The following is a 22,407-nucleotide window of genomic DNA, read 5'->3' on the forward strand; positions in this document are numbered from 1 at the left end:
TCAAGAACTCGACATTCTTTGGTGTTTTCCCGGCGGTTGCTTACTTCGGCCGCACTCGTTGGTTTGGCATTGCTGCTGGTTGCCTCCCTGTACTTGGGTTCCAAAGATCTTTCCATTGGCGAGGTGACCAGCATCCTCATGCATGGTCCGCACCCATCTACGCAATCCGGCATCAATGCTGAACAGTCCGGCATCATTTGGGACTTGCGCGTTCCGCGCACGCTCTTGGCTGTGGTCACAGGTGCGGCCCTGGCGATGGCGGGTGCCATTGCTCAGAGCTGGACCCGCAACCCCTTGGCAGATCCCGGCATTATCGGCGTGAACGCTGGAGCGAGTTTCGCAGTCGCCGCGGCACTGACCTTGGGTTGGGCAACGACGGTCGGGGAGCGGACACTTGTGGGGCTCGTCGGGGCGGCCGTCGCCGCTCTAGTCGTGCTGTTGATTTCCCGCGTATCGCGTAACCCGCTAACTCTGGTACTCGTGGGCGTGGGAGTTACCTTCGCCCTGCAAGCGGCCACGAATATGCTGAGCCTCTATTCTTCCGACACCCTGGAAGGGCTCCGCCGCTGGACCGTCGGCTCTACGGCTGGGCGGGGTATGGAAGACGTGGCCTTAGCTGCTTTAGGTCTAGTACTAGGTGCTCTATGTGGTGCGCTTGCAGCACGCCCGTTGGATCTACTTGCGATGGGTGAGGATTCCGCCCGTTCCCTTGGTAGCTCGCCCTCGAGAACCCGCTTGTTGGCTGCCGCAGCGGTGATCATCCTCGCCGGTTCTGCGACTGCCACCGTGGGGCTTGTGACCTTCGTGGGCTTCGCCGTGCCGCACCTACTGCGTCCGTTCACTGGTCCGGCGCTTACCCGCCTCTTGCTACCAACTGGCATCGTCGGTGGCGCGGCTGTACTGCTAGCCGATATTGTGGGTCGCTTCGTCTTGCAGCCTAACGAGCTGGAAATGTCCATTGTCCTAGCTATTGTCGGTGCCCCAGTGATGATTCTGGCGGTACGGCGTAAGAAGAGCTCACCGACCTCGAATGACTCGGAGCTGGCGATATGAGCGATATGACGTCTATCCGTAGTATCAAGCGTTCACGAAGCAGACGCATCCTGGCAGCCACATCGGGGTTCGCCCTCATAGCGGCGCTTTGTTATTGCCTAATTCTGGGGCAAGGTGCGGTGAAGCTCAGCCCGATGGAAGTCATCGAAGTGCTCACTGGTGGGGGCACACAGCAAGCAATCAACGTGGTGTGGGATCTCCGCCTGCCTGTAGCAATCGCTACCGTTCTGGTCGGCGCGGCGCTGGGGCTGGCCGGCGCGTGGACCCAGACCATGGCTCGCAATCCGCTAGCTAGCCCGGACATTCTCGGTGTCTCCGGTGGCGCAGCGGTTCTGGTTGTGGCGGGCACCGTAGTCACCCGCCCCGCATGGAGCGAGGAGTTGCCGACGTTCTGGTGGCGTGCTGCACTCGCTTTGGTTGGCGCACTAGTAATCGTTGGTTTGCTCGTTCTACTCGGTGGTTTCGGGACGTCCCAGCGCGTAGTGGTCATCGGCCTGGCACTGTCGTTCCTCACACAGTCCTTAGTGCAGTATCTGTTGCTCAGGGCTGACTTGACTCGTGCCACGGATGCTCAAACCTGGCTCGCTGGGTCTACCGGCTTTGTGCGCACGGAAGCTTTGTTGCCTATGGCGTTGGGCCTATTGCCCTTCGTAGTTTTAGGCCTTTGCGTTACGCGCGACGTTCCTCTTCTTTCTCATGATGACGCCACCGCGTCCACACTTGGAGTAAATGTCACAAGGGTGCGAGCTATTTTGCTCATCGCCGCAACGGGCATCGTCGCGGTGGTGGTTTCGTTTGTCGGCCCGATTGGATTCGTCGCACTGTTGGCTCCTCAGCTGGCCAAGCTGGTGGCGGCCACTCCCACGCCCCATCCGCTGTGCTCTACTTTCGCAGGCGCCGCTCTATTAGCTGCGTGCGCCGTCGTGGCGGGCGCACTGCCATTTACATCCCCTGTGGGTTTGGTTACCGCCATCATCGGTGGCCCCGCGCTGGTGCTGCTTGTGTGGTTGGCGGCCCGTCGCGGAACTCTGAAAGGAATGGTTCAATGAACGTTCGTGTTGATCGCGTCACCGTGGGCTACAACGACGGCCCAAGCATCGTTAAAGACGTGTCTTTCGATGCAGAGCCCGGGAAGGTCACCACGCTCTTAGGCCCCAATGGTTGTGGCAAGTCGACGTTGCTGAAGATGCTTTCTCGGCTGCTTGCTCCCACCGAAGGACAGGTACTTGCCCAGGAGAAAGACGTGCATAGTTTGCGGGCGCGTGAAGCCGCCCAACTAATTGCGCTTTTGCCACAGCACCCGCTGTGTCCGGCGGGGTTGACCGTTGGAGAACTCGTGGAGCGCGGACGGCACCCTTATCGTCGTTCGCTCTGGGGTGGGGGAGCGTCGGCGTCAGAAGATAAAGAAAAGGTTCGCGAGGCGCTGAAGAAGACGAAAGTTGACCATCTTGTTGCTCGCGACGTGGCGGAGCTATCCGGCGGCCAGCGGCAGCGCGTCTGGATGGCGATGGTGTTGGCGCAGGATACGCCGATTGTGCTGTTGGATGAACCGACTACCTACCTAGATCCGGCGCATGCGATAGAGATTCTAAGTATCGTGCGGGAGCTTGCTCAAGAGGGCAAAACGGTGATTACCGTGCTTCATGATCTTGGTCTGGCGGGAGCTTTTAGCGACGAGATGATCGTCATGAAGGACGGGCAAAAGATCGCCGAGGGTTCTCCAAAGGAGGCTTTGACGGTAGATGTACTGCGCGAGGCATATGGTCTGAATGCCGAGGTGTGGGAAGATCCCCGCGGTACGGCTCCGGTGATCGTGCCGCGGGGGATCGTTGCTAACCCGCCACAGGGTTCTTGAGCGGAGGGCCTAAGGCCTAGCCCTCCCAAGGAACCAATAGGGGCACCACTGCACAGATTCGCTATTGAGGCCCCATGTGTGGATTGCGTGGCGTCGAACTTCCTTGCAAAGCTGGCCTTCGCCCGCGACCCAGACGTACCTCGACTGGGTCGCAGGGTGTTCGACGCGGTCCAGTTGCTGCAGGTGGGACATAACGGTCGCGCTGAAATCCGTTGTAGCGCTAAACAACACTTCTAGGCTGCCCAGTTTGCTCTCCCAGTCGGCGACGAGGGATGGTTCGAGGTCGTCGTGGTTCTCGGCGACAATCACGAGGTGCATGTCGCACAACTGTTCCGGGGCGAAAGCTTGCGCGTATTCCAAGATGGCTCGAATGGAAGGTGCGGCAGATGGGTCTGCGATTAGCGTTTGCGAATTGTGCGCGCGGTGCCAGAGGCCCTGGCATGTCCAGATGCCTACCTGGTCGTCAACACGAGCACTAAGAGCCCAGGCGAGCCCTGGTCCGACGTGCTCACCATTGGGACTATCGACGCCATGCGTCGCCACGTCGAAAGCCATCTGGCCGCGTTCGGGGTCGAATGTGCGAACGGTGTACCAACGCAGGTTTGGGCGTTGAGTCTCCGGCATAGCTGCAACGCTTGCGCGGATATTGGCGCCACCACCGTGGAGGGGTAAATGGAGATCCTCGCCGGGCTTAGCGGGCATAAAGAGGCCAAAGAATTCGTCAGGGCCGGAAAGCTGAAAGCCGACTAGCTCAGGGGAGTGGATGACAATCCGTTTCAGGTTCTCTGCCGGGGTGCTGACGTCACAAACAGTGGCGCGGATGATTCGATGGTGCGGTTCAGAAGGGGCGGCCAAGAGTAGGTGGTCAGAAAAGGCCGCGCGGTAGGCGGAAGTGTTCGTCGGAGTGTTCAGGGTAAAAGGGCTCGAAACCATAGTAGAAGTGAGCCTACCCTTACCAGAAGTAGAGTGAAAGAGTGGGGCATAGATAACGCCCCGCGGCGATCCGGGGATCGCCGCGGGGCTTGAAACTGTATGGCTGACCTGTCTGCTTAAGAGATCAGCCGGAACCTAGTTCCTAGTGGGAACCGGCTGTTCTTACTTGGCCAGCTTGCCCAGCTTCTGGAAGTTGTTAGCCAGCGTGATGATGCCGGCCAGCAGTGCACCGACTGCGGTGACCAGAGCGGTAACGTCCTTGAACTTGTCCAGACCCTTGGTGCCCTCGTCCCAGCCGAAGAAGTTAGCGGCGGAACCAGCCAGCTTGGACGGCTTCTTCTTGCCGTCGTCGTTCTTGCCCGGCTCCTTCTGGTCGCCGTCCTCGGCCTGGTCCTTCTTCTTGGTCAGGCTGCCAGCGGTGATGGTGGGGGTTTTAGAGCCGTTGGCGTCGTTGTCCTCAGCAACAGCAGCGGTGGAGCCAGCAACTGCAACGGTAGCGGCGGTGGTCAGAGCCAGCAGGGACTTCTTGAGCTTCATGTGTTTAATCCTCACGTGAAAGATGGTGTGTCGGCCTGAACCGGCCGTGGTACGGGAATCAATTTAACATGGCCGTGCACTTTAAGCACAGTGCAAATTTGCTACCTGCGTGCTGAAAGAGCTCATAAATGATCCTTGATTGCATCTGGGTGCAGTCTGAAAAACTCCTGCCGGGCTGAAGATGCGCCCTGCCTCAAGCCTCTAGTACGGGCGCCTTAATCCCCTTATAGTGCTGAAGATTCTGGATATAACCGCATGCCACAGTTGTGATCTGACTAGTCATTTTGTAGTGCAAAGCACCATGCCGGTTCAGTATTAGCAGACCTGCTGGAATGGCGAGGCAGCGGAGCGTGAGGGGGCGTCAACAAGAAAGAAAAAAGAATTGCGCGGGGGTGAGCTAACATACCCCCGCTGCGCGAAATCCGCCGCCACTCAGAAAAACTCTGATACGGGGATTTGGTTGCCTGAATAGGGGTGTGGAAGAATATAGCGGTTGCCAGAAGGCGAACCGAGTTCACGATGAACTGAACGCGCTGGCACAGACCGCGTGCGCGAGGGTCGGAAATCCCACGCACGGCAAGCAAAAATCTAGGTCAAATTAGGAGACTCAAGTGATTCAGCAAGAATCGCGTCTGCGAGTTGCCGACAACACCGGTGCCCGGGAAATCCTGGTCATCCGTCCGCTCGGTGGTTCCGTTCGACGCTCCGCTGGTATCGGTGATGTCGTCGTAGCTACCGTCAAGGAAGCTGCACCGGGCGGCACCGTCAAGGCCGGCGACATCGTCAAGGCTGTCATCGTCCGCGCAAAGAAGGAGACCCGTCGTCCGGACGGCTCCTACATCTCTTTCGATGAGAACGCGGCTGTCATCATCAAGGCAAACGACAACGATCCCCGCGGCACCCGTATCTTCGGCCCGGTCGCACGTGAGCTTCGCGACAAGAAGTTCATGAAGATCGTTTCCCTGGCTCCGGAGGTGCTCTAAATGAAGATCCGTAAGGGCGACACCGTACTGGTAATCTCCGGCCCGGACAAGGGTGCAAAGGGCAAGGTCATCGAGGCCTACCCGCAGCGCGACAAGGTCCTGGTCGAGGGCGTCAACCGAATCAAGAAGCACGTTGCAAACTCCGCTCCAGAGCGCGGCGCTGAGTCCGGCGGCATCGTTACCCAGGAAGCTCCGATCCACGTGTCCAACGTGATGGTCGTTGACTCCGACGGCAACCCGACCCGTATCGGCTACCGCTTCGACGAAGACGGTAAGAAGATCCGCGTGTCCAAGCGCAACGGGAAGGACATCTAACGATGAGCGAAAACTACACCCCACGTTTGAAGACTCGCTACCGTGAGGAAATCCGCGAGAAGCTGAACGGCGAGTTCAGCTACGAGAACGTCATGCAGATCCCGGGCGTCACCAAGGTTGTCGTCAACATGGGTGTCGGCGACGCTGCTCGCGATTCCAAGCTGATCAACGGTGCAATCGAGGACCTGACCAAGATCACCGGTCAGAAGCCGCAGATCCGTACCGCGAAGAAGGCTATTGCTAACTTCAAGCTGCGTGAAGGCATGCCCATCGGCGCCCGCGTTACCCTGCGTGGCGACCGCATGTGGGAGTTCCTGGACCGCCTGCTGACCGTCGCTCTGCCGCGTATTCGTGACTTCCGCGGCCTGAACGACAAGCAGTTCGACGGCCACGGTAACTACACCTTCGGCCTGTCCGAGCAGACCATGTTCTACGAGATCGACGTCGACAAGATCGACCGTCCTCGCGGTATGAACATCACTGTCGTTACCACTGCAACCAACGACGACGAAGGTCGCGCGCTGCTGCGCGAGCTGGGCTTCCCTTTCAAGCAGAAGGGCTCCGCTGAGTAATTCAGCGTAACGAAACCCCGCTTCCCATCGAGGATCTCCTCGATAATTAGGGAAGCGGGGTTTGTTGTGTCCGGAGTCTGGCATCCGGAGCCCGGTATCTGGTACCCGGAGCCCGGAAGCCGGAATTCGCGACGGATTTACAGGAAGATCTTCACGATCTTGCCGATGAAGCCGATAACATCCTTGATCTTGTCCAGGGTAGAGGTGGAGTCGTCCCAGCCCAGCAGCTTGTCGACGGAGCCCTTCAGCTTCTCCTTCTTCTCGTCGTCGATGGAGCCCTGGGTGCCCTCCTCGGTGGAGCCTTCGGAAGTGCCCTCCTCGGTGGAGCCCTCGGAAGCGCCCTCGTTCTCGTCTGCGGCGTCGCCAGCCTCAGCCTCGTCGTCTGCAGCCTGGTCATCACCAGCGGTAGCGTCCTCAGCCGGCGCGGTCTCGTCGGCAGCCGGCTGGGTGGCGGTCGCGGAAGCGGCCGGTGCCTCGGGAGCCTCGTCTGCAACTGCGGCCGGAACGCCAGCCAGGGCAACGGAGGATGCTGCGGCCAGGGTGATGAGGGACTTCTTGAACTTCAAAGGAATCTCCTTCCGAGAGGGGTGTAAAAAACTGCGGTATGGCGACAAGTTGGGGCTCGGTTCTGCGAGTTCCGATCCGCTGCCGCCCGGTCTGTACTTCGTGTACGTAGAACATGTGTAGTGAATCGCCCCTCACCCTCGCAACGGATGCAGTAAAAGTGTGACATAACTCATGTAACGAACGAAACCCGCAGGTGGGAAGTCTTAAAGCCTCTGTCTCGACGCTAATGTAGCACAAATGCTACACACAGTTTCTACTCATTTTTCACCGCTTGACAAACCACTCAAACCCCGCATGCCACCGTTTTAATCGCCACTCAAGCCCTGCATGCAGCCACCGTTGCAGGCGCCGGCCTGTACTTTTGAGCTATGCATCCACACGGCGCCCCAGATCCAGCGCACTCTCACTCCACTGGTCCGCACCACACCGCCCTTAACTGGAACGGCCTCGAGACCTTTCAGTCCTTCGACTCTATGAGTCTCGCCGCCCTCTGCGGTGGCCGCGCGCACATGACCATGGTTGCGGTCCAACAACTCCTCCGCGAAGGTGACCTCAAGGTCGGAACCCTTGCCGACAAGCTCGGCCCGATAGCTCGGCGCCTACCGTCCTCGGCCAAGAACAGCCTCTCCGTCTTGCTTCCCGTCGAGCCCATTCGCGCTAACCAGCCGTATCAACGCGCGGTTCTGCGCCGCACCAAGGGCCGCCTTTACTTTTTCGGTCGCCGGCGGTTGTCGAAGGCGGTTGATTCTTTTGTGACGCCCCTTGCCTCCGCCGGTCTTGTTCACCGACCGAAGCGCCTACGCATCCGCGGGTTCAAAGATTGCCGCGATCCCCAGCTCACGGAAGCGGGTATGCGGGCGCGCGGGCCTTTCGGGTTCGGTCGTGACTGGGATTGGCCTACTCCTGATCTGCTGGATTTCTGGCTCTAGGGGCGTCACAAAACAAGAGAAACAGCGATTTGGGGAAACCCGCAGGTGATTGCTAGAGTTATCAGGTCTTGCGTTGCCCCATGCCCAAAACTGGGTTGGCAGCGTGAGCAGTGTAAACATCAAACCACTTTGTTGTAGGCCCCTCGCCCAATAAAGCGGCCGCGCGGACACGGCGGCGAGCACCCCACGTTATTTAGCATGGGGCGCGCTAGTAGCCAGCAAGCGCGCGGTACACGCATCCTGGGTGGGCTGGGAACCGCAATGAGAAAGGCTATAGGTCAAAACTTATGACCATGACTGATCCCATCGCGGACATGCTGTCCCGCGTGCGGAACGCATCCAACGCGTTCCACGAGTCCGTCTCCATGCCTTCCTCCAAGATCAAGGCGAACATCGCCGAGATTCTGAAGGAGGAGGGTTACATCGCTGACTACACCGTCAATGACGCCAAGGTTGGCAAGACACTGGACATCGAGCTGAAGTACGGCCCGTCCCGCGAGCGTTCTATCTCCGGGCTGCGCCGTGTCTCCAAGCCGGGTCTTCGTGTGTACGCAAAGTCCAACGAGCTGCCGCAGGTTCTCGGCGGCCTGGGCGTGGCCATCATTTCCACGTCCCACGGCCTGCTGACCGACCGTGAGGCTCAGAACAAGGGTGTAGGCGGAGAAGTTCTCGCCTACGTCTGGTAACTAGAGGAGGTCTAAACCATGTCTCGTGTTGGCAAGGCACCGGTGGCTGTCCCCTCTGGCGTCACCATCAACATCAACGGCCAGTCTGTCGAGGTCAAGGGTCCGAAGGGCACCCTGAGCCAGGACATTCCGGCCCCGATCACCGTGGCTCAGGAAGGCGAGGAGCTCGTCGTTTCCCGCCCGGATGATCACCGCAAGAATCGTTCCCTGCACGGCCTGTCCCGCTCCCTGGTCTTCAACATGATTGAGGGCGTGACCAAGGGCTACACCATCAACATGGAAATCTTCGGTGTTGGCTACCGTGTGCAGCTCAAGGGCAAGAACCTGGAGTTCGCACTGGGCTACTCCCACCCTGTGCTGATTGAGGCACCGGAGGGCATCACCTTCGCCGTGGATGGCAACACCAAGTTCTCCATCGCAGGTATCGACAAGCAGCAGGTCGGACAGATCGCCGCGAACATCCGCCGTCTGCGTAAGGATGATCCTTACAAGGGCAAGGGCATTCGCTACGAGGGCGAGCAGGTCCGTCGCAAGGTCGGAAAGACGGGTAAGTAATGAGCAACACTGCACAAAACGAAAAGCGTCTGCCGGTGGGCAAGGACATTTCCACCCGCCGCCGCACCGCACGCGCACGTCGTCACTTCCGTATCCGCAAGACCCTCTCTGGCACCCCGGAGACCCCGCGTCTGGTAATTCACCGCACCTCTCGCCACATGCACGCACAGGTCATCGACGATGTTGCAGGCCACACCCTGGTCGCAGCATCCACGATGGAAGCCGATGTGCGCGCTATGGAGGGCGACAAGAAGGCTCGCGGTGCGAAGGTTGGTCAGCTGATCGCCGAGCGCGCCAAGGCCGCTGGCATCGAGGCTGTCGTCTTCGACCGTGCGGGCTACAAGTACCACGGCCGCGTCGCCGCTCTGGCTGATGCTGCCCGCGAAGGTGGTCTGAAGTTCTAATGACCAACTCCACGAACAACACCAACGGAAGGAACGCGTGATGTCGGGACGTGAACGTAACGGCGGACGCTCCGCCGAGAACAACGACAAGAACGAGCGCAACGAGCGTAACGGCCGCAACGACCGCGGTGGCCGCAACGATCGTCGCAACCAGCAGGATGAGCGCAGCCAGTTCATCGAGCGCGTGGTTACCATCAACCGCGTCTCGAAGGTTGTGAAGGGCGGTCGCCGCTTCAGCTTCACCGCGCTGGTCATCGTCGGCGACGGCCAGGGCATGGTCGGCGTCGGCTACGGCAAGGCCAAGGAAGTCCCTGCCGCCATCCAGAAGGGCGCAGAAGAGGCTCGCAAGAACTTCTTCCGCGTACCGATGATCAACGGCACCATCACCCACCCGGTTCAGGGCGAGGACGCTGCAGGCATCGTCATGATGAAGCCCGCAGCACCCGGTACCGGTGTGATCGCTGGTGGCGCTGTCCGCCCGGTGCTGGAGTGCGCCGGCGTGCAGGACATCCTGTCGAAGTCCCTGGGCTCCGACAACGCCATCAACATTGTCCACGCAACCGTGGCTGGCCTGAAGCAGCTGGTCCGTCCGGAAGAGGTTGCCGCACGCCGTGGCAAGTCCCTGGACGAGGTTGCTCCGGCCGCTATGCTGCGCGCCCGTGCAGCAGGACAGGGGGCATAAGCAATGGCTTTGAAGATCACCCAGGTTAAGGGCTTGGTCGGAACCAAGCCGAAGCAGCGCGATTCCATGCGCTCTCTCGGCCTGAAGCGCATTGGCCAGACGGTCGTCCGTGAGGACAACCCGATCGTCCGCGGTCAGATCAACACTGTGCGCCACATGGTCGAGGTCGAAGAAGTGGCAGGAGAGTAAACATGAGCGATCCAATTAAGCTCCACGACCTCCGCCCCGCTCCGGGCGCCAAGAAGGCCAAGACCCGCGTGGGTCGTGGTGAGGCGTCTAAGGGTAAGACCGCAGGTCGTGGTACCAAGGGCACCAAGGCTCGTAAGCAGGTTTCGGCAGCATTCGAGGGTGGCCAGATGCCACTGCACATGCGCCTGCCTAAGCTGAAGGGCTTCAAGAACCCCGCCAAGGTCACCTACCAGGTGGTTAACGTGTCTGACCTGGAGAAGGCATTCTCCAACGGTGGCGACGTCACCGTTGCAGACATCGTTGCAGCTGGTCTGGCTCGTAAGAACCAGCCGGTGAAGGTTCTGGGTAACGGCGAGATCAGCGTGAAGCTGAACGTCACCGCTAACAAGTTCTCGGGCTCTGCAAAGCAGAAGATCGAGGCTGCCGGTGGCACCGCTACCGAGGCTAAGTAAACAAGACGGCTAGCCCGCTCTAGCCGCGCTTAGCTCTTAAGAATCGCCCCGCCAGTGCATTGTTGCGCTGGCGGGGCGATTTCTTTCTTTATCTATTGACGCCCTCATTTCGGCGGGCGATGATTCCAGGTAGATAGAGCCGGGGTAGTAGCAGGGCAGTGGCGTTTAATTTGTAGTCCGCTATGGGTGGTACAGTATCGTAAGCATTTGTCCTGTCTGCTAACCTGTACAGGTTGCAATTAGTGTCGCCTCTATGCGGGCGTATCTTGAAGTGCAGGTGCGCTGGCCAGTAGATCCCGCACGAAGGTAAGAAACTACACAGGAGGCAAAGTTTGTCCGCCCTCACCTCGGCGTTCAAGAACGCTGATCTTCGCAAGAAGATCTTGTTCACGCTTGCGATGATCATCCTCTATCGCATCGGCGCTCAGATCCCCACCCCAGGCGTGGATTACGGCTCGATCCAGTCGCAGATCTCCGATCTAACCGACAGCTCGGCCATGTACTCGCTGATCAACCTGTTCTCAGGTGGCGCGCTGCTGCAGCTTTCGGTGTTTGCCGTCGGCATCATGCCGTACATTACGGCCTCCATTATCGTGCAGCTGCTGACAGTGGTGATCCCCAAGTTCGAGCAGCTGAAAAAGGAAGGCCAGTCCGGCCAGGCGAAGATGACGGAGTACACCCGTTACCTGACCGTGGCTTTGGCGCTGCTGCAGTCTGCGGGCATCGTGGCACTGGCGGATCGCCGCCAGCTGCTGGGCCAGGGCGTGCAGGTCCTGAAGGATGGTACCGGCGTGTTCGGCCTGGTAGTCATGGTGCTGGTCATGACCTCCGGTGCAGTGCTGCTGATGTGGATGGGTGAGCTGATCACCGACCGCGGTATCGGCAACGGCATGTCGCTGCTGATCTTCGCGGGCATTGCCACCTCTCTGCCGGCGCAGGGCGCCTCCATCCTCTCCGGCTCCGGCGGCTTCGTCTTCGCAGCGGTGCTGGTTGGTGTGCTGATCCTGGTCGTCGGCGTGGTCTTCATCGAGCAGGGCCAGCGCCGCATCCCGGTCCAGTACGCAAAGCGTATGATCGGTCGCCGTCAGTACGGCGAGACCTCCACCTACCTGCCGCTGAAGGTCAACCAGGCCGGCGTTATCCCAGTGATCTTCGCCTCCTCGCTGCTGACCGTCCCGATCCTGATCACTCAGATCATCCAGTCCGGCAACCCGGAGGGCGCGGGCCAGGAGAACTGGTGGAACCAGAATGTCATGACCGTGCTGACGGACCCGGCTGCCTGGCAGTACATCCTGCTGTATGTGGCACTGATCATCTTCTTCTCCTTCTTCTACGTTTCCGTCCAGTACGATCCCTACGATCAGGCGGATAACATGAAGAAGTACGGTGGCTTCATTCCGGGCATCCGCCCGGGCCGCCCGACCGCGGAGTATCTTGGATATGTGATGAACCGTCTGCTGATCGTCGGTTCCATCTACCTGGCGCTCATCGCCGTTCTGCCTAACATCCTCATCAACATGGGTGTGCAGACGGCGCAGGCCGCAGGCCAGGGGCAGATGCCGTTCGGTGGTACCGCCATCCTGATTCTGGTGTCCGTTGCCCTGACCACGATCAAGCAACTCGAATCGCAAGTTATGCAGTCTAACTACGAAGGATTCCTCAAATGAGACTAGTTCTGCTCGGCCCTCCCGGCGCTGGCAAGGGCACCCAAGCATCCCTGCTGTCCGATGCGCTGAAGATCCCGCACATCTCCACTGGCGATCTGTTTCGCGCCAACATCTCCCAGGGCACCGAACTGGGCAAGCAGGCGCAGGAGTACATGGACGCTGGCAAGCTTGTCCCGACCTCCGTCACCGCCGACATGGTTCGCGACCGCCTGAACCAGGACGATGCCGCCGACGGATTCCTGCTGGACGGCTTCCCCCGCACCATCGAGCAGGCAGAGCTGCTGGAGAAGATGCTGCAGGAGGACGGCCACTCCCTGGACGCAGTCATCAACTACGTAGTCTCCGAGGACGTTGTTGTTGATCGCATGCTGGCCCGCGGCCGCAACGATGACAACGAGGACACCATCCGCACCCGCCTGGAGGTCTACCGTGAGGAGACCGCCCCGCTGATCGACCACTACAAGGACGTTCTGCTGAATATCGACGCAGAGGGCACCGTGGAGGACATCTCCTGCACCACGCTGAACGCGCTGGACAAGTAAACACCCTGCGCAAGAATCGCTGATCCCGCCAGCCGGCCCCACACGGTCCGACCTGGCGGGATTTGTGGTTATTCGCCCCGCGAGGGGGCGTCACTAAGAAAAAACGAGTAAGCAAAGAGAACAGAAGCGAAACCACATGGGCTTTAGGCGAAGGAATAAAAAGATCGCGGCGAAAACTGCCGAGCAGCTGGATGCGATGCAGGCCGCCGGGGAGATCGTCGGGCTGGCGCTGCAGGAGGTTAAGAAGGCTGCGGCGCCGGGAAAGACCACGCTTGACCTGGACCGTGTGGCCGAGCAGGTCATCCGCGACCACGGCGCCACCCCGACCTTCAAGGGCTACGGCGGCTTCCCGGGTTCCATTTGCGCGAGCCCGAACGACATGATCGTCCACGGCATCCCGTCCGCAGATGTGGTGCTGAAGGAAGGCGATCTGATCTCCATCGACTGCGGCGCAACGCTCGACGGATGGGTGGGGGACTCCGCCTGGACCTTCGGCATCGGCGAGATCGCAGACGAGCACGACCGCCTAAACCACGCGACCGAATGGGTGCTGTACGAGGGGCTGAAGGCGATGGTGCCCGGCAACCGCCTGACGGACGTGTCCTGGGCATTGGAGAAGGCGACCGAGGCCGCCGCGCGGAAGTTCGACGTGGAGCTGTGGATCGTCGATGGGTACGGCGGCCACGGCATCGGCCGCACCATGCATGAGGATCCGTACCTGGCTAACGAGGGCCGCGGTGGGCGAGGCCCGGAGATCCAGGAGGGCTCTGTGCTGGCCATCGAGCCGATGCTGGCGCTGGGCACGGCGGATTCCTACGTGCTGGACGACGAGTGGTCGGTGCTGACCGATGACGGCAGTTTCTCCTCGCACTGGGAGCACACCGTCGCCGCGACCGCCGACGGCCCGCGGATCCTTACGCCGCGCAAGTAGCTCCTTCTTTCTTGGTGACGCCCCCTGCCGCCTGCCCCGGCTGGCGCGGTGTCGGGGGCGCAGCAGTGTTGGGGATGGCAGGGGAGCGTAGTTGGGGAGAGCCGTAGTAGGGAAGACGGCAGTGGTGAAGGGGCAGTAGTGAGGGGGCAGCTGGGGTGGGGTTAATGGGCGGCGGGCGATTATTGGGGAATCAAGTATTGCGAGTAGGCTAAACATAATCGTTTCTTGAGGACCTACAAGTATGTGCAAAGGGAAAGCGCCAGCATGAATGGATCCCGATTCTTTAATTCTCTGATATTCAAGATCATCGTCGCGATCGTCTTGGGTATCGTCTGCAGCCTCTTCTTCCCGGAATGGGCCGGCCGCGTATTTGCGACCTTCAATGGGTTGTTCGCTAACTTCCTGGGATTCTTCGTCCCGGTTCTGATCTTCGCGCTGATCGCCCCGGCTATCGCCAGCCTGGGGCGCGGGGCAGGTAAGTGGCTGGCTGTGACCGCCGGCATCGCCTACGTCTCCACCATCATTTCCGGCCTGATCGCCTACGGCGTGGCGGAAGGGCTTTACCCCTCGCTGCTGGGCAATGAGTCGATGATCGAGGCCAAGGATATTGACGAAGGCGCGCTGGCGCCGTTCTTCTCCGTAGAGATGGACCCACCGCTGGGCGTGATGTCCGCGCTGCTGCTGGCATTTACCGTAGGTATCGCTATGGCCTCGATGCGCACCGAAGTTTTGTACAAGGGTGCTGAGGAGCTGCGCGAGGTGACCATGAAGGTCATCCAGAGCTTCATCATCCCGCTGCTGCCGTTCTACATCTTCGGCGTGTTCCTGACCATGGGGATGAACGGCAACCTGAAGCTCACGCTGACGCAGTTCTCTAAGGTACTGATCCTCGCCGTACTGATGACATGGGCCATCTTGGCGCTGCAATACCTGCTGGCCGGACTCTTCGCGCAGCGCAACCCGTTCACGGCGCTGAAGAACATGCTGCCCGCCTACTTCACCGCCCTGGGTACTTCCTCTTCTGCCGCAACCATTCCGGTGACCCTGGAGTGCACTCGCAAGAACGGGGTATCCCAGTCTGTCGCCGACTTCGTGGTGCCGCTGTGTGCAACGGTGCACCTATCCGGTTCCATGCAGAAGATCGCTCTGTTTGCGTTCTCCATTGTCTACATGACGGGCGTGGACATGACCGCAGGCATGGCCCTGGGCTTCATCTTCTTGCTGGGCGTGATGATGATCGCAGCTCCAGGTGTGCCGGGTGGTGCGATTATGGCGGCCGTGGGTCTGCTGCAGTCCCAGCTGGGCTTCGACGATGGCCAGGTGGCACTGATGATTGCCGCTTACATCGCCATCGACTCTTTCGGTACCGCATGTAACGTCACCGGTGACGGCGCGATTGCGCTGACCGTGAACCGCCTGGCGAAGGGCGAACTGCGCCGCGAGGAGCAGCCCGCCTAGAGGTGTAGTCCCGGGCCGCCGTCAAGGTGCGGCCGCTAGAAAAGAAAAGCGCTCGTGTTAGCTCCCGAAGGGACTGGCGCGAGCGTTTTGGCATCCGTGCAGGTCGCGTGTATTGTAAGCAGTTGGTGCATGAGGCTTCCGCATCGGTAAGTGCCCTAGGTGGCTGCCATGTGGGAGATCTTGAGACTGCACCGTATGTAGCAAAACATCACCCATACCAGCCATCTGAGCTGGGGAAACGTTGGAGGATATGGCAAAAGAAGGCGCCATCGAGGTTGAGGGTCGCATCGTCGAGCCCCTGCCAAATGCGATGTTCCGTGTCGAACTGGACAACGGCCACAAGGTTTTGGCCCACATTTCCGGCAAGATGCGCCAGCACTACATCCGTATTCTCCCCGAGGATCGGGTTGTCGTGGAGCTGTCTCCTTACGACCTGACCCGTGGGCGTATCGTTTACCGCTACAAGTAAATCGTTAAGCCTCCATACATCCAATCTAGGTAGCCCCGCCGAGGCGGCAGCTACCTGGTCACTACCTCTGGCCGCGGCGGCCGGAGCCCTCCTTCCAACACCCCAATAGTTGGGGTGTTGGTTTCGCACGTTCAAGGCACCTAGTGCCCGAACAGTCTCTTCCGTGACTGTTGGCGAAATACTCGAAGGATCAAAAGGGACGAGTGTGGAGAAAACCGTCGCTAAACCGGAAGGAAAATGCCCTATGGCACGCCTTGCTGGTGTTGACCTGCCACGCGAGAAGCGCATGGAGGTCGCACTGACCTACATCTTCGGAATCGGCCCCGCCCGTTCCAAGGAGCTGCTGGAAAAGACCGGCATCTCCCCTGATCTTCGCTCCAAGGATCTGACCGACGAGCAGCTGTCCGCTCTGCGTGACGTTATCGAGAACACCTGGAAGGTGGAGGGTGACCTCCGCCGCGAGATCCAGGCCGATATTCGCCGCAAGATCGAAATTGGTTCCTACCAGGGCCTGCGCCACCGTCGTGGCCTGCCGGTCCGCGGTCAGCGCACCAAGACCAATGCTCGTACCCGTAAGGGCCCCAAGAAGACGATCGCAGGAAAGAAGAAGTAACCTATGCCTCCGAAGACTCGTTCCGGCGCGCGCCGTACTGGCCGTCGCGTCGTAAAGAAGAATGTGGCCAACGGCCACGCATACATCAAGTCCACCTTCAACAACACCATCGTGTCCATCACGGACCCGAAGGGTGCAGTGATTTCCTGGGCTTCCTCGGGCCACGTCGGCTTCAAGGGCTCCCGTAAGTCCACCCCCTTCGCCGCTCAGATGGCTGCCGAGTCCGCTGCCCGCAAGGCAATGGACCACGGCATGAAGAAGGTTGACGTTTTCGTGAAGGGTCCGGGCTCCGGCCGCGAGACCGCTATCCGTTCCCTGTCCACCGCGGGCCTCGAGGTTGGCACCATCGCCGACGTCACCCCGCAGCCGCACAACGGCTGCCGCCCGCCGAAGCGTCGTCGCGTCTAAAGAGAAGAAAGGATTAGGGATCAAAAATGGCTCGTTATACCGGCCCCGTAACCCGTAAGTCCCGTCGCCTCCGCGTCGACCTCGTCGGCGGCGACAACTCCTTCGAGCGTCGCCCCTACCCTCCGGGGCAGGCTGGCCGTGCTCGCATCAAGGAGTCCGAGTACCTCCTGCAGCTGCAGGAGAAGCAGAAGGCGAAGTACACCTACGGCGTTCTGGAGAAGCAGTTCCGCCGTTACTACGCAGAGGCCAACCGTCGCCCGGGCAAGACCGGTGACAACCTGGTCATCCTGCTGGAGTCTCGCCTGGACAACGTTGTCTACCGCGCAGGTCTGGCACGCACCCGCCGCCAGGCTCGCCAGCTGGTTTCCCACGGTCACTTCACCGTGAACGGCAAGAAGGTCAACGTTCCTTCCTTCAAGGTCTCCCAGTACGACATCATCGACGTGCGTGAGAAGTCCCGCTCGATGCTGTGGTTCGAAGAGGCTCAGGAAGCCCTGGTCGATACGATCGTTCCTGCTTGGCTGCAGGTCGTACCGTCCACTCTGCGCATCCTCGTGCACCAGCTGCCCGAGCGCGCTCAGATCGACATTCCGCTGCAGGAACAGCTGATCGTCGAGCTCTACTCGAAGTAAACCTGACGAACCTATTCGTTAGAATTACTTCGGATAGAACACCAAACGCGGTTTTCTACCGTCCGCACCGTCTACCAAACCTGGTGGCGGTAGTCCCCCTAACGGCGTCATATAGCGGTCGCCGAAAAAGGAGAAGCTTAAACAATGCTCATTTCACAGCGCCCCGCGCTCACGGAAGAGTTCATCGACGATTCCCGCTCCCGGTTCGTCATCGAGCCGCTGGAGCCGGGCTTCGGCTACACGCTGGGTAACTCCCTGCGCCGGACCCTGCTGTCGTCCATCCCGGGCGCGGCAGTGACCTCCCTGCGCATCGAGGGTGTGCTCCACGAGTTCACCACCATCCCGGGCGTGAAGGAAGATGTTTCCGACATCATCCTGAACATCAAGTCCCTGGTTCTGTCCAGCGACTCCGACGAGCCCGTCTCGATGTTCATCCGCAAGGAAGGCCCGGGCGAGGTTACCGGCGCCGACGTTGAGGTTCCGGCTGGCGTGGAGGTTCACAACCAGGACCTGCACATCGCCACCCTGAACGAGCAGGGCAAGCTGGAAATCGAGATGACTGTCGAGCGTGGCCGCGGCTACGTTCCGGCTGCTGCAGCTTCTTCTGAGATCGGACGCATCCCGGTCGACCAGATCTACTCCCCGGTTCTGAAGGTCAGCTACAAGGTCGAGGCAACCCGTGTGGAACAGCGCACGGACTTCGACAAGCTGATTCTGGACGTGGAGACGAAGAACTCCATCACCGCCCGCGATGCCATGGCATCCGCAGGCAAGACCCTGGTGGAGCTGTTCGGTCTGGCCCAGGAGCTGAACCACGAAGCAGAGGGCATCGAGATCGGCCCGTCGCCGCAGGAAAGCGAGCACATCGCTGCCTACAGCATGCCGATCGAGGACCTGAACTTCTCCGTCCGCTCCTACAACTGCCTGAAGCGTGAAGAGATTCACACCGTCGGCGAGCTGGCTGCACGCACGGAGTCCGACCTGCTGGACATCCGTAACTTCGGCCAGAAGTCCATCAACGAGGTCAAGGTCAAGCTGGCTGGCTTGGGTCTGGGCCTGAAGGACGCTCCGGAGGGCTTCGATATCACCGATATCGAGGGCTACGACGCAGAGACCGGCGAGTTCATCGACACCGAGGGCGAGGACATCGCGGAATAACCCGGTGGTTAACCGCACGCGCTCACTGATTTAAAGATCCACACGAGGAGAACTAATGCCTACCCCAAAGAAGGGCGCCCGCCTGGGCGGTTCTGCTTCCCACCAGAAGAAGATCCTGTCCAACCTCGCTGCTCAGCTGTTTGAGCACGGCGCCATCAAGACCACGGACGCAAAGGCGAAGCTGCTGCGCCCCTACGTCGAGAAGATCATCACCAAGGCCAAGCGCGGCACCCTGGCGGATCGCCGCAACGTGCTGAAGCTCATCCCGAACAAGGAAGTTGTTGCTTACCTGTTCAACGAGCTGGCTCCGAAGTTCGAAGGCCGTCCGGGTGGCTACACCCGCATCATCAAGCTGGAGAACCGCAAGGGCGACAACGCTCCGATCTCCCAGATCTCCCTGGTGACGGAGCCGCTGGCCTCCACCGAGGCAGAGCGCGCTAACCGCGTTGCTGCTTCCAAGGCCAAGAAGGCTGAGGCCGAGGCTGCTGAGGCTAAGGCTGAAGAGGCTGAGGAGGCTCCGGAGGTTGAGGCTGACACCGCAACCGACAAGGCCGCTGAGGCTGAGGCTGCTGAGGCTGCCGAGGACAAGTAAGTCCGGCGCTCTCGCCTAGCTTTGAGGCGGGTCACGGTTACCCATTCGGGTAGCTCGTGGCCCGCCTTTTTTGTTGCCTATTGGTTGCTTATTTATTGACGCCACCCGCCTCCGCCGGCCCCGATGTCACCGAACAGGCAAGGGTGCGCCTGCTGGCCTGTGCGGGGCGGGGTTTGTGGGTTTGTGTTGGGTTTGGGCGGGGTTTGTGGTGGGTTTGGGTGCCGAATGTCGTTAGATCGGGAATGCGTTAATGCGAACGATTTGCAGTTCTGCAAAAGTGCAGTTCAGAGAGTTTTCATTTTGCCGGCACTTTACTTTCGTCGCACGTATTCCCGTTCTAACGACATTGGCCGGAGTTGGACCGCGCGTATTCCCGTTCTAACGACATTGGCCGGTTCGCCTAGTCCATCTCGAGCTCCGGCTCTTCCGCTCGAGCTTGCTCAAAGACCTCCTTCGCCGCCGAGAGGTTAATCAGACCGATGACCACGCCGACCACAATGTCCGGCCACGCGCTGGCCCAGAAGATCATCACCACACCGGCGCCGAGGATCAGAACATTAGCCGCCGCATCATTCCGCGCGGCCAGCCAAGCACCCTGCACCAACGCACTATCCGCCCCGCGCAGCCGCAGCAAAAGCACTGCGCAGACGAGGTTAATCACCAGCGCTCCGATGGCCGTCACGCTCAGAGTCACGGGCTCCGGGGGAGTGCCCGTCACCACCTTCCACGCGGCCGTGCCGAAGGCCGCGAAAGCCGGAATCAGAATCAACCCTGCCAGGGCATAGCTGGCCTTCCGGCGGCTGGCGACTGACCACCCCAGGGCGGTGAGAACCAGAACGTTGATGAGGGTGTCTTCGAGGAAGTCTGCGGCGTCAGCAAAAAGGGCAGCGGAGCCGATGACCAGCGCGATCGTCACCTCAACGACGAAGCCAAGGCCGTTTAGGGCAGCAACCCAGGCGACCAGGCGGCGGGCGCGCGAGTCGAGGGTGGAGGCGGAGAATTCGTTGTCTTGCACGCAGGCTAGACTAAGGCGCGCACAGTGCCCATGGCGAATGCAGCAGTTCAGCAGCAGCTTGCCGAGTTAGCCGAACGTCCATCTGAAGGAGGCGCCCCGCCCATGCCCGAAACGTCGCAGGTTCCGCAGGCCGACCCGGCCGGTCAGGCTGACCAGCCAAACCAAGCGGGCGAGCTGGTGCGCGTGCGACTGGACGTTGCCTACGACGGAACGGACTTCCACGGTTGGGCCACTCAGTCCGGGGGCTTGCGCACGGTCGCGGGAGTGCTGCAGGAGAAGTTGTCACTGGTCACGCGCCATCCCATTGAGCTGGTCGTTGCCGGGCGAACTGACGCGGGCGTGCATGCCAGCGGCCAGGTCTGCCACGCGGACATCCCTGCGGACGCCTTCGAGCAGCGCTCGCTGACTCGCCCGGAGGATCTGGTGCGGCGCCTGTCGCGCATGTTGCCGGCGGACGTGCGGTTGCACGGGGCAAGTGTTGCTCCGCAGGGTTTTGACGCCCGCTTCTCCGCGCTGCGCCGGCACTACATTTATCGCGTGACGACTCATCCGGCCGGCCCCGTGCCGGTGCGGGCGCGGGATACGGCAGCGTGGCGCCACCCGATTGATCTGGGGAAGACTCAGGCGGCTTCCGATGCGTTGATCGGTTTGAACGACTTCGCGGCGTTTTGCAAGGCCCGCGAGGGGGCCACGACAGTTCGCGAGCTGCAGGAGTTCCGCTGGGTGGACGTCTCCACGGAGGCGGAACCGCAGACTTACGAGGCGCACGTGACCGCGGATGCTTTCTGCTGGTCGATGGTGCGTTCCCTGGTAGGAGCGGCTCTGACGGTCGGGTCGGGCAAGCGGCCGAGGGATTTCACTTCGGGGCTTTTGCAGGAGACGAAGCGCAGCTCCGCCGTGCCGGTGGCACCCGCGGCGGGGTTGAACCTGGTGCGGGTGGATTACCCGGCCGACGAGGAACTGGCGGAACGCGCGCTGACGACGCGCGCCAAGCGCTCCCCGGTCGGCAACGGGAGCGGGTCGGCGGGAGCAGACGCAGTAGATGCGGAGCCAGCCGCCGGGTCAGATACCGCGCCGGATGCAGAGCCAGCCACGGAGCCAGATACCGCACCGTGAGGGAAGCGGTGCTTGTGAGCATTCGCCCTCGCGCGGCGGGGCCTTGCGCGCCTTGAACGAGCGGGCGCGGGAGTGGCCGCGGCCGCCGCCGGAGCTGTAGCCACAGCGGCAACCGGCGCGTTCTGTGGAACCGGCTGCGGCGCAGGTTTCGGCGCTGGCTTCGGCGCGGGCGCCGAGACGGCGAAGAAGTTGAAGTACTCCCGGTGTTCACCGTGAGCCAGGATCGTGCCCGTGCCAACCGGCGGAACCGCGATATACACATCCACTGTAGGGTGCCCCAACAGTTGCAGGCGCTCGCGCCCCTGGGCGAGCACGTCCTCCGCAGCGGCGAAGCCAACACTCCCATGACGTGAACCGCGCAAGGCTGCAGGAATCTCCACGAGCAGCACCCGAGTTTTCGTGTCCTCTTTGCTTGAAGCTGGATCTGTCGGATCCGCCGGACCCAGCTGTTCCGCCATACCCGACGCATTCGGCACGTGCGCTGCGTCCCTTGGGGCGGTTGCCCCGCCAACACCACCGCTAAACCTGCGCAGCTCGAAGAGCTCCTCCGGCCAGTTCATCGACCCCTCCAGCGCGCGCAGTTGCGCACTCGTTCCAAACACCGCAAAGGTCGCGCCGGGGATGGGGTGCACCAGCATGGGTTCGCCGGCATCGGTCAGCCCGATAAACCAGCCCGGCGCAGCCGGAACGCTCAACTGGTCCGCCAAGCCGGATACCTCCGTGCCCACCGGCGGAGCCTCCGCGGGCAGAGCCCACACCCCGCACCCGCTGGCGGCAAAAGGCATCCGCGCCGCCGCGTGCTCCGGCACGCCCACCAGCGTGGCAGAGGCATCCCCCAACCAGCCACGCCCGAAAGGCTTGGTGGGGACGGTAGCGGTGGAGAGGGTGGCGTCCATAAGAGAAAGACCTAAACCACCGGCCAACCGGTCGCCAGAAATCCGCCGTGACGACGGCTCGCCCCACAACCTGTCGTGCACGCAGAGCAGCCGGAACCAGCGCGTGCCCTGACCCGTGGTGGCGCGGCTGCGAGCGAAGGCGAACCAGCCCGCCACGATGCACCCGATCGCCACCAAACCGCATAAAACCCATGCCCA

General features: G+C 61.0%; 28 protein-coding genes. 24 read left to right on the plus strand and 4 right to left on the minus strand.

Features of this window, described 5'->3' with window-relative positions:
* The first annotated feature begins 21 nt into the window (after positions 1-21).
* From L8V00_RS01050 to L8V00_RS01060, 3 genes are read left to right on the plus strand one after another with little or no spacing between them, the layout of a single operon-like run.
* Positions 22-1,053: a FecCD family ABC transporter permease gene (locus L8V00_RS01050; protein ID WP_269944069.1), complete on the plus strand. Its 1,032-nt coding sequence runs from the start codon at positions 22-24 to the stop codon at positions 1,051-1,053.
* Positions 1,050-2,102 carry a FecCD family ABC transporter permease gene (locus L8V00_RS01055; protein ID WP_420840014.1) on the plus strand — a complete coding sequence of 351 codons (1,053 nt, stop codon included), beginning with the start codon at positions 1,050-1,052 and terminating at the stop codon, positions 2,100-2,102. Before L8V00_RS01050 ends, L8V00_RS01055 begins: the two co-directional genes overlap by 4 nt.
* Positions 2,099-2,908 carry an ABC transporter ATP-binding protein gene (locus L8V00_RS01060; RefSeq protein ID WP_005291949.1) on the plus strand — a complete coding sequence of 270 codons (810 nt, stop codon included), beginning with the start codon at positions 2,099-2,101 and terminating at the stop codon, positions 2,906-2,908. The genes L8V00_RS01055 and L8V00_RS01060 overlap by 4 nt, the downstream gene beginning before the upstream one ends.
* Positions 2,909-2,917: 9 nt before the next feature.
* On the opposite strand, the gene L8V00_RS01065 is transcribed toward L8V00_RS01060, so the two are convergent.
* Both L8V00_RS01065 and L8V00_RS01070 read right to left on the minus strand, forming a co-directional pair.
* Entirely contained in the window at positions 2,918-3,841 is a 924-nt protein-coding gene (locus L8V00_RS01065) for a siderophore-interacting protein (protein ID WP_269943976.1), read from the minus strand.
* A 162-nt stretch (positions 3,842-4,003) separates the two neighbouring features.
* Positions 4,004-4,378 carry a hypothetical protein gene (locus L8V00_RS01070; protein WP_269943977.1) on the minus strand — a complete coding sequence of 125 codons (375 nt, stop codon included), beginning with the start codon at positions 4,376-4,378 and terminating at the stop codon, positions 4,004-4,006.
* A gap of 611 nt (positions 4,379-4,989) precedes the next feature.
* Here L8V00_RS01070 and rplN point away from each other — a divergent pair.
* The 3 genes from rplN to rplE are packed head-to-tail and all read left to right on the plus strand — an operon-like array spanning position 4,990 to position 6,248.
* Positions 4,990-5,361 carry a 50S ribosomal protein L14 gene (gene rplN, locus L8V00_RS01075; RefSeq protein ID WP_034984969.1) on the plus strand — a complete coding sequence of 124 codons (372 nt, stop codon included), beginning with the start codon at positions 4,990-4,992 and terminating at the stop codon, positions 5,359-5,361.
* Complete coding sequence (rplX, locus tag L8V00_RS01080; RefSeq protein WP_005291939.1) at positions 5,362-5,676, plus strand: 50S ribosomal protein L24; 315 nt, start codon at positions 5,362-5,364, stop codon at positions 5,674-5,676.
* A 2-nt stretch (positions 5,677-5,678) separates the two neighbouring features.
* Positions 5,679-6,248, plus strand: a complete 570-nt coding sequence (rplE, locus tag L8V00_RS01085) for a 50S ribosomal protein L5 (protein WP_005291938.1) — start codon at positions 5,679-5,681, stop codon at positions 6,246-6,248.
* Between the two features lie 137 nt (positions 6,249-6,385).
* Here rplE and L8V00_RS01090 read toward each other — a convergent pair whose 3' ends face one another.
* Complete coding sequence (locus L8V00_RS01090) at positions 6,386-6,814, minus strand: hypothetical protein (protein ID WP_269943978.1); 429 nt, start codon at positions 6,812-6,814, stop codon at positions 6,386-6,388.
* A gap of 474 nt (positions 6,815-7,288) precedes the next feature.
* Here L8V00_RS01090 and L8V00_RS01095 point away from each other — a divergent pair, with 474 nt between their 5' ends.
* From L8V00_RS01095 to rplQ, 17 genes are all read left to right on the plus strand, one after another.
* The gene (locus tag L8V00_RS01095) at positions 7,289-7,744 is read left to right on the plus strand and encodes a hypothetical protein (protein ID WP_269943979.1); all 456 of its coding nucleotides are present in this window, start codon (positions 7,289-7,291) and stop codon (positions 7,742-7,744) included.
* Between the two features lie 287 nt (positions 7,745-8,031).
* On the plus strand, positions 8,032-8,430 hold the full coding sequence (rpsH, locus tag L8V00_RS01100; protein WP_011274137.1) for a 30S ribosomal protein S8: 399 nt from the start codon (positions 8,032-8,034) through the stop codon (positions 8,428-8,430).
* Between the two features lie 18 nt (positions 8,431-8,448).
* Positions 8,449-8,985 (plus strand): 50S ribosomal protein L6, encoded by a 537-nt coding sequence (gene rplF, locus L8V00_RS01105; protein ID WP_011274136.1) that lies wholly within the window; start codon positions 8,449-8,451, stop codon positions 8,983-8,985.
* Positions 8,985-9,389: a 50S ribosomal protein L18 gene (rplR, locus tag L8V00_RS01110; protein WP_011274135.1), complete on the plus strand. Its 405-nt coding sequence runs from the start codon at positions 8,985-8,987 to the stop codon at positions 9,387-9,389. Before rplF ends, rplR begins: the two co-directional genes overlap by 1 nt.
* A 40-nt stretch (positions 9,390-9,429) precedes the next feature.
* Positions 9,430-10,071 carry a 30S ribosomal protein S5 gene (gene rpsE, locus L8V00_RS01115; protein ID WP_035003035.1) on the plus strand — a complete coding sequence of 214 codons (642 nt, stop codon included), beginning with the start codon at positions 9,430-9,432 and terminating at the stop codon, positions 10,069-10,071.
* Positions 10,072-10,074: 3 nt separating this feature from the next.
* Positions 10,075-10,260, plus strand: a complete 186-nt coding sequence (gene rpmD, locus L8V00_RS01120) for a 50S ribosomal protein L30 (protein WP_011274133.1) — start codon at positions 10,075-10,077, stop codon at positions 10,258-10,260.
* Positions 10,261-10,262: 2 nt separating this feature from the next.
* Positions 10,263-10,712: a 50S ribosomal protein L15 gene (gene rplO, locus L8V00_RS01125; RefSeq protein ID WP_034984966.1), complete on the plus strand. Its 450-nt coding sequence runs from the start codon at positions 10,263-10,265 to the stop codon at positions 10,710-10,712.
* 332 nt (positions 10,713-11,044) lie between these two features.
* Complete coding sequence (gene secY, locus L8V00_RS01130; RefSeq protein WP_269943980.1) at positions 11,045-12,379, plus strand: preprotein translocase subunit SecY; 1,335 nt, start codon at positions 11,045-11,047, stop codon at positions 12,377-12,379.
* On the plus strand, positions 12,376-12,921 hold the full coding sequence (locus L8V00_RS01135; RefSeq protein WP_035003036.1) for an adenylate kinase: 546 nt from the start codon (positions 12,376-12,378) through the stop codon (positions 12,919-12,921). The genes secY and L8V00_RS01135 overlap by 4 nt, the downstream gene beginning before the upstream one ends.
* 136 nt (positions 12,922-13,057) lie before the next feature.
* Positions 13,058-13,852, plus strand: coding sequence for a type I methionyl aminopeptidase (gene map, locus L8V00_RS01140; protein ID WP_269943981.1), 795 nt, complete (start codon positions 13,058-13,060; stop codon positions 13,850-13,852).
* A gap of 264 nt (positions 13,853-14,116) precedes the next feature.
* Positions 14,117-15,310: a dicarboxylate/amino acid:cation symporter gene (locus tag L8V00_RS01145; protein WP_269943982.1), complete on the plus strand. Its 1,194-nt coding sequence runs from the start codon at positions 14,117-14,119 to the stop codon at positions 15,308-15,310.
* A gap of 250 nt (positions 15,311-15,560) precedes the next feature.
* Positions 15,561-15,779, plus strand: coding sequence for a translation initiation factor IF-1 (gene infA / locus L8V00_RS01150; protein ID WP_003854422.1), 219 nt, complete (start codon positions 15,561-15,563; stop codon positions 15,777-15,779).
* 244 nt (positions 15,780-16,023) lie between these two features.
* Positions 16,024-16,392 carry a 30S ribosomal protein S13 gene (gene rpsM, locus L8V00_RS01155; protein ID WP_005291872.1) on the plus strand — a complete coding sequence of 123 codons (369 nt, stop codon included), beginning with the start codon at positions 16,024-16,026 and terminating at the stop codon, positions 16,390-16,392.
* 3 nt (positions 16,393-16,395) lie between these two features.
* Positions 16,396-16,800 (plus strand): 30S ribosomal protein S11, encoded by a 405-nt coding sequence (rpsK, locus tag L8V00_RS01160; protein WP_005291870.1) that lies wholly within the window; start codon positions 16,396-16,398, stop codon positions 16,798-16,800.
* Positions 16,801-16,826: 26 nt separating this feature from the next.
* A complete protein-coding gene (rpsD, locus tag L8V00_RS01165; RefSeq protein WP_005291869.1) occupies positions 16,827-17,432 on the plus strand; it encodes a 30S ribosomal protein S4 in 606 nt (201 codons plus the stop codon).
* A 144-nt stretch (positions 17,433-17,576) separates the two neighbouring features.
* Positions 17,577-18,590, plus strand: a complete 1,014-nt coding sequence (locus tag L8V00_RS01170) for a DNA-directed RNA polymerase subunit alpha (protein ID WP_035003040.1) — start codon at positions 17,577-17,579, stop codon at positions 18,588-18,590.
* Between the two features lie 55 nt (positions 18,591-18,645).
* Positions 18,646-19,182 carry a 50S ribosomal protein L17 gene (rplQ, locus tag L8V00_RS01175; RefSeq protein ID WP_049049757.1) on the plus strand — a complete coding sequence of 179 codons (537 nt, stop codon included), beginning with the start codon at positions 18,646-18,648 and terminating at the stop codon, positions 19,180-19,182.
* A gap of 400 nt (positions 19,183-19,582) precedes the next feature.
* Here rplQ and L8V00_RS01180 read toward each other — a convergent pair whose 3' ends face one another.
* A complete protein-coding gene (locus tag L8V00_RS01180) occupies positions 19,583-20,197 on the minus strand; it encodes a cation efflux transmembrane domain-containing protein (RefSeq protein ID WP_070488718.1) in 615 nt (204 codons plus the stop codon).
* Between the two features lie 102 nt (positions 20,198-20,299).
* Here L8V00_RS01180 and truA point away from each other — a divergent pair, with 102 nt between their 5' ends.
* Positions 20,300-21,313 (plus strand): tRNA pseudouridine(38-40) synthase TruA, encoded by a 1,014-nt coding sequence (truA, locus tag L8V00_RS01185; RefSeq protein ID WP_269943983.1) that lies wholly within the window; start codon positions 20,300-20,302, stop codon positions 21,311-21,313.
* Positions 21,314-22,407 lie beyond the last annotated feature (1,094 nt).

Origin of the sequence: Corynebacterium evansiae, from assembly GCF_027570065.1 — a bacterium.
Lineage (GTDB): Bacteria > Actinomycetota > Actinomycetes > Mycobacteriales > Mycobacteriaceae > Corynebacterium > Corynebacterium evansiae.

Excerpts from the sequence above, each read along its gene's own strand:
- rpsH (WP_011274137.1), top strand. The coding sequence starts at position 8,032 with ATGACCATGACTGATCCCATCGCGGACATGCTGTCCCGCGTGCGGAAC.
- rplE (WP_005291938.1), top strand. The coding sequence starts at position 5,679 with ATGAGCGAAAACTACACCCCACGTTTGAAGACTCGCTACCGTGAGGAA.
- truA (WP_269943983.1), top strand. The coding sequence starts at position 20,300 with ATGCCCGAAACGTCGCAGGTTCCGCAGGCCGACCCGGCCGGTCAGGCT.
- L8V00_RS01095 (WP_269943979.1), top strand. The coding sequence starts at position 7,289 with ATGAGTCTCGCCGCCCTCTGCGGTGGCCGCGCGCACATGACCATGGTT.
- rpsD (WP_005291869.1), top strand. The coding sequence starts at position 16,827 with ATGGCTCGTTATACCGGCCCCGTAACCCGTAAGTCCCGTCGCCTCCGC.
- L8V00_RS01070 (WP_269943977.1), bottom strand. The coding sequence starts at position 4,378 with ATGAAGCTCAAGAAGTCCCTGCTGGCTCTGACCACCGCCGCTACCGTT.
- rpsE (WP_035003035.1), top strand. The coding sequence starts at position 9,430 with ATGTCGGGACGTGAACGTAACGGCGGACGCTCCGCCGAGAACAACGAC.
- L8V00_RS01060 (WP_005291949.1), top strand. The coding sequence starts at position 2,099 with ATGAACGTTCGTGTTGATCGCGTCACCGTGGGCTACAACGACGGCCCA.
- infA (WP_003854422.1), top strand. The coding sequence starts at position 15,561 with ATGGCAAAAGAAGGCGCCATCGAGGTTGAGGGTCGCATCGTCGAGCCC.
- map (WP_269943981.1), top strand. The coding sequence starts at position 13,058 with ATGGGCTTTAGGCGAAGGAATAAAAAGATCGCGGCGAAAACTGCCGAG.
- rplR (WP_011274135.1), top strand. The coding sequence starts at position 8,985 with ATGAGCAACACTGCACAAAACGAAAAGCGTCTGCCGGTGGGCAAGGAC.
- rpsK (WP_005291870.1), top strand. The coding sequence starts at position 16,396 with ATGCCTCCGAAGACTCGTTCCGGCGCGCGCCGTACTGGCCGTCGCGTC.
- rpsM (WP_005291872.1), top strand. The coding sequence starts at position 16,024 with ATGGCACGCCTTGCTGGTGTTGACCTGCCACGCGAGAAGCGCATGGAG.
- rpmD (WP_011274133.1), top strand. The coding sequence starts at position 10,075 with ATGGCTTTGAAGATCACCCAGGTTAAGGGCTTGGTCGGAACCAAGCCG.
- L8V00_RS01170 (WP_035003040.1), top strand. The coding sequence starts at position 17,577 with ATGCTCATTTCACAGCGCCCCGCGCTCACGGAAGAGTTCATCGACGAT.
- L8V00_RS01055 (WP_420840014.1), top strand. The coding sequence starts at position 1,050 with ATGAGCGATATGACGTCTATCCGTAGTATCAAGCGTTCACGAAGCAGA.
- L8V00_RS01145 (WP_269943982.1), top strand. The coding sequence starts at position 14,117 with ATGAATGGATCCCGATTCTTTAATTCTCTGATATTCAAGATCATCGTC.
- L8V00_RS01135 (WP_035003036.1), top strand. The coding sequence starts at position 12,376 with ATGAGACTAGTTCTGCTCGGCCCTCCCGGCGCTGGCAAGGGCACCCAA.
- rplO (WP_034984966.1), top strand. The coding sequence starts at position 10,263 with ATGAGCGATCCAATTAAGCTCCACGACCTCCGCCCCGCTCCGGGCGCC.
- rplQ (WP_049049757.1), top strand. The coding sequence starts at position 18,646 with ATGCCTACCCCAAAGAAGGGCGCCCGCCTGGGCGGTTCTGCTTCCCAC.
- L8V00_RS01065 (WP_269943976.1), bottom strand. The coding sequence starts at position 3,841 with ATGGTTTCGAGCCCTTTTACCCTGAACACTCCGACGAACACTTCCGCC.
- rplF (WP_011274136.1), top strand. The coding sequence starts at position 8,449 with ATGTCTCGTGTTGGCAAGGCACCGGTGGCTGTCCCCTCTGGCGTCACC.
- rplX (WP_005291939.1), top strand. The coding sequence starts at position 5,362 with ATGAAGATCCGTAAGGGCGACACCGTACTGGTAATCTCCGGCCCGGAC.